Here is a 4,899-nt window from a genome sequence, read left to right on the forward strand (position 1 = left end):
TATGGCAACTACTTTTAATTTATCTATAGTACCATTTCTAAATACTTTATTTTTTACAATGGTTTTTATTATATGTTTATGAATTTCTTTTAATCCATCTAAATCAAAATCACTTAAGGAGCGCCTAACGGCATCAATGCGTGGCATTTTAGTTTTTTTAGGTATTACTTTTTTAAACTTGCCTTTTTTAAGCCAATGTTCTAATCTATTGAAACTTCTTATCTGAAGCATAAATCCAAATAACACCACGAAGGTAATTGTTGAAATTTTTACATCAGATTTTATTCTTTTATCTTTTAAGTTATTGATTTTTTCACCTATATCGTATACCTTATTAATATAAGTAAGTAATTGTTTTAAATAACTTTTACTCATTTTATCAGCATCCTTTTTAAGTTGGTTTCTAGTAAAAACTATTATAAAAAGGATGCTTTTATTATGCAAATTTTTTCTCTAAAATTTCCAGCAAAAATCAGAATTTATGGTTTTTAACCTAACCCTCAATCATTCATTATAAATCAGCGGGCTCACGCCCCAAAAATTTTTAAGCGCTAAACTTCTGTCATTAATCTGGATGCAACTATTAACTATTATATTTTAATTGAAACATATATACTTTGCGGTTTCCTCTAAGCTTTTAATTATTTTCTCTCTCAATTCCATATCCTTATCTTCTTTACTTTCAAAAAACTTTTTACTCTCTAAAAGGGCTTTTTTAAATATATCTATATCTTCAAATATATCACTGATTAAAAATCCATTTTCACCGTGTTGCCTAAAGCCAAATAATTCTCCGCTTCCCCTTATTTTCAAGTCTTCTTCCGCAATATAAAATCCATCATTACTATTTTTCATAATATCCATGCGTTTCTTAGTTTTTTCACTTTTACCATCTGCAATTAGTATACAATAAGATTTGTAGCTGCCTCTTCCAACTCTTCCTCTAAGCTGATGTAATTGAGCAAGCCCATATCTTTCAGCATTTTCTACTATCATTAAAGTAGCATTTGGTACATTGACTCCCACCTCAACAACAGTGGTGCATATTAAGATATTTATATCTCCTTCTTTATATTTTTGCATTATTTCTTCCTTGTCTTTATTATTCATTTTACCATGTAATAAACCCAAGGAAATTCCTGAAAAATATTTTTCTTTCAATTCCTCATATAATCCTTCAACGGAACATAAACTTGAGGTTTCATTTTTTTCTACTAAAGGACATACTATGTAAACTTGTCTTCCGCTTTTTACTTCATTTAAGGCAAACTTATATACTCTATCTCTGTAATGCCTATTTACAGCATAAGTTTCTATTTTTTGTCTTCCTGGTGGCAGCTGATCTATAGTAGATACATCTAAATCGCCATATAGAGTTAAACTCAAAGTTCTAGGAATAGGCGTTGCACTCATTACCATAACATCTATATTTTTACCTTTGTTATTTAATTTATTCCTTTGCAGTACCCCAAATCTATGTTGCTCATCTACTATAACTAAACCTATATTTTTAAATTGTACATCTTCCTGTATCAATGAATGAGTACCTACTATTATTTGAATTTCACCCTTAGCCAATTTATCCTTTATATTTTCTTTTTTCCTTTTGGCAACACTGCTTGTTAATATTTCTGTATTTATTTGGAATTTATCTAAAATTTTAGTTACCTCATTATAGTGTTGTTGAGCTAATATTTCTGTAGGTGCCATAAAAGCCACTTGATACCCATTTTTCACAGCATTTAAAAGTGCAATAATAGCTACAATGGTTTTTCCACTTCCTACATCTCCTTGAATTAATCTATTCATTGGTAAACCGCTTTGCTGATCTTTTAATATTTCTTTTAATACATTATTTTGAGCATTAGTTAACTCAAAAGGTAAACTTTTTTTCAATTCCTCAATTTCAGGTGATATATTAAAATATATACCCTTTGTACTTTTATTTAAATATTCCTTTAATATATTTACTTTCAGACAGTAAGTAAACATCTCTTGAAACTTAAGCCTTTCCAGTGATTTTTCTAAAATAGTTTCATTTATGGGATTATGTATATTTCTTATAGCCGTATCTAAAGAGCATAGATTATATTTTTTTACTAAATCCTCAGGTAAATTTTCTTTTATTCTTATATTTTTCATAACCTGTAATATAGTTTTTCTAAAAATATTATCATTAATTTTTCCCTTTAAATGATACTTAGGTTTTATAACTTGTTCTGTGCCATTAGTCTCAGTTACTATTTTAGGATTTATAGTATATATTATATTTTTAAATTTTTCTATTTTTCCTTCTAGTACATACTTTTGACCTAATTTGAATTTATTCTTCATATAGGGCTGATTAAACCATTTTGCTGATATTTTAATATTATTATGTGAAAAAATTACAGTAGTTATAGTTTTATTATTTTTTCTATAATCCCTTTGTATTTCTAAAGCTATTAATGGAATTATATTCATTTCTCCTAAAAGAAGATTATCGTCCTTTACTACATTAGCTTTTTCATAGTCCCTAGGAAAATATAATAACAAATCTAATATATTATTAATACCACATTGAGCAAACATGGCTCTTGTTTTTTCCCCTACACCTTTTATAGTTCCCACATCATTATATATGCTCATAGTTTTTCACTCCACACTTTAGTAATGTAAAAAAAAGCCCGAAGGCTTTTTTATTCAGCAGAAATTATAAAATAATACAATGGTTGCTTTCCACTATAACTTTGAATATCCACGTCAGGATATTTTTCTTCCATACGCTCTACTAATTTGTTTACAGTTTCATCATCTGCATCCCTACCATAAAGTACTGTAATAAGTTCTTTATCTTCGTCCATTATCTTTGATGCAATTTCTTCACATACAGTGTATACATCACTACCTACTTCTTCTATTTTATCTTCAACTAATCCTAATATATCGCCCTGTTTGATTATCTTTCCTTCATTTTCTGTATCTCTTACTGCATAAGTTACTTTTCCTGTTTTAACATTTTTTATAGCTTCATTCATATTGTCTATATTTTCTTCAGCCTCTACCTCACTATTAAATACTGTTATAGCTGAAATACCTTGAGGTATTGTTTTAGTTGGTATAACATATACTTTCTTATCTGAAAGCTCTGCTGCTTGATTAGCTGACATAATTATATTTTTATTGTTTGGTAATATGAAAATATTTTCTGCATTTAACTTATTAATACTCTCTAATATATCTTGGGTACTTGGATTCATTGTCTGTCCGCCCTCAATTATCTCATCAGCACCTAAATCTCTAAATATATTTGTTATACCTTCTCCCATAGCTACAGGTATAAAGGCATATTTTTTTAGTTCTACCTTAGGTTCAGATATTTCTTTAGGTATTTCATCCTCTTTAACTAAAATATGTCTGTGTTGTTCCCTCATATTTTCTATCTTTATTTTAGACAATTCTCCTAATTTTACTGCTTTAGATAGTATAAGACCAGGATCGTTAGTATGAATATGTACCTTTACAACATCATCCAGCCCAACTACTACCATAGAGTCTCCATGCTTTTCTAACTCACTTTTAAACTCTTCCACATCGATATTATTTGATATGACAAAAAATTCTGTGCAATATCCAAATTTAATACTTTCAGTTTTTATAGTATTTATAGCTGCCTTTTGGGTTTTTGCTTCAGAAGCTTCTTTACTTATTGTATAATCCATTTGAGTTTCCAAAGCTTCTTTCATAGCTTTTAATATTATTAATAAGCCCATTCCTCCTGCATCTACAACCTTTGCCTCTTTTAAAGCTGGAAGCATTTCTGGAGTCTTGTTTAATATTTCTTCACTATAATTACATACTTCCTCTAACAAATTTACTATATCCACATTTGAGGATTTAGAAGCACTTTCACCTGCTGCTCGTATTATTGTCAGTATGGTTCCTTCTGTAGGTCTCATAACAGCCTTATAAGCAAACTTAGAGCCCTCAACTAAACTATTTCCGAACTCCTTAGCACTTATCTTTTCCTTTCCTTCCATACCCTTAGAAATACCTCTAACTATTTGAGAAAATATAACTCCTGAGTTTCCCCTAGCCCCCATTAGGGCTCCTTTAGCTAATTTCTTGGCTATACTATCTAGGGAACTACCCTTTAATTCCTCAATTTCTGAAACTGCCGTCTTTAAAGTCATAGACATATTAGTTCCCGTATCTCCGTCTGGCACTGGAAATACGTTTAATGAATTTACAAATTCCTTTTGTTCTTCTAATTTATTAGATGCATTAATAATCATATTATAAAAATTACGTCCATCTATATATAAGTGTTCCAACTTAAAGTACCTCCTCTTAGACTCTTACGCCTTGCACATTTACAGTAACACTAGTAACTTTTAGTCCTGTAAACTTCTCAACATTATACTTTATTTTTTGTATAATATTATTAGCTATAACTGATATTTTAGTTCCATATTCCACTATTATATATAATTCTATAGCTACTTCACTTTCTTTTGCATTAATTTTTACGCCTTTACTTAAATTTTCTCTTTTTAATAGTTCCCAAAATCCATCAGTGGAATTTTTAGAAGCCATACCTACTACACCATAACACTCCATAGTGGATAGTCCGATTATGTTAGATAAGACTTCATCAGAATAATAAATTGCTCCATTTTTATTGGTAATGCTTCCTTTCATAGAAATTCCTCCTTATCCATACCATATAAACTATTTTATATTAAATAGCAAATTTATTCAAGTTTATTATAGAACATACAGAGATTTAGCACCTAAATTCCAGTAAAAATTTTATTTTTACTGGAATTGTATCTTTTTACATTTACTTAAAGGGCTGGTAAGCCCGCAGACCGATAGGTCGCAAAAATAGATACACTTACCCCTACCCCACGAAATCTT

General features: G+C 29.4%; 4 protein-coding genes. All 4 read right to left on the reverse strand.

The features are described 5' to 3' along the window. Positions 1 to 375: hypothetical protein (locus FGK85_RS14490; RefSeq protein ID WP_341472459.1), on the reverse strand; the 375-nt coding region annotated here is incomplete at its 3' end. A 222-nt stretch (positions 376 to 597) separates the two neighbouring features. Next, positions 598 to 2,628 (reverse strand): ATP-dependent DNA helicase RecG, encoded by a 2,031-nt coding sequence (gene recG / locus FGK85_RS14495; protein ID WP_138207806.1) that lies wholly within the window; start codon positions 2,626 to 2,628, stop codon positions 598 to 600. A gap of 50 nt (positions 2,629 to 2,678) precedes the next feature. Further along, the gene (locus tag FGK85_RS14500) at positions 2,679 to 4,313 is read right to left on the reverse strand and encodes a DAK2 domain-containing protein (protein ID WP_138207808.1); all 1,635 of its coding nucleotides are present in this window, start codon (positions 4,311 to 4,313) and stop codon (positions 2,679 to 2,681) included. Between the two features lie 16 nt (positions 4,314 to 4,329). Next, positions 4,330 to 4,680: an Asp23/Gls24 family envelope stress response protein gene (locus FGK85_RS14505; protein ID WP_138207810.1), complete on the reverse strand. Its 351-nt coding sequence runs from the start codon at positions 4,678 to 4,680 to the stop codon at positions 4,330 to 4,332. Positions 4,681 to 4,899 lie beyond the last annotated feature (219 nt).

This window comes from Haloimpatiens lingqiaonensis, from assembly GCF_901447495.1.
Classification (GTDB): Bacteria; Bacillota; Clostridia; order Clostridiales; family Clostridiaceae; genus Haloimpatiens; species Haloimpatiens lingqiaonensis.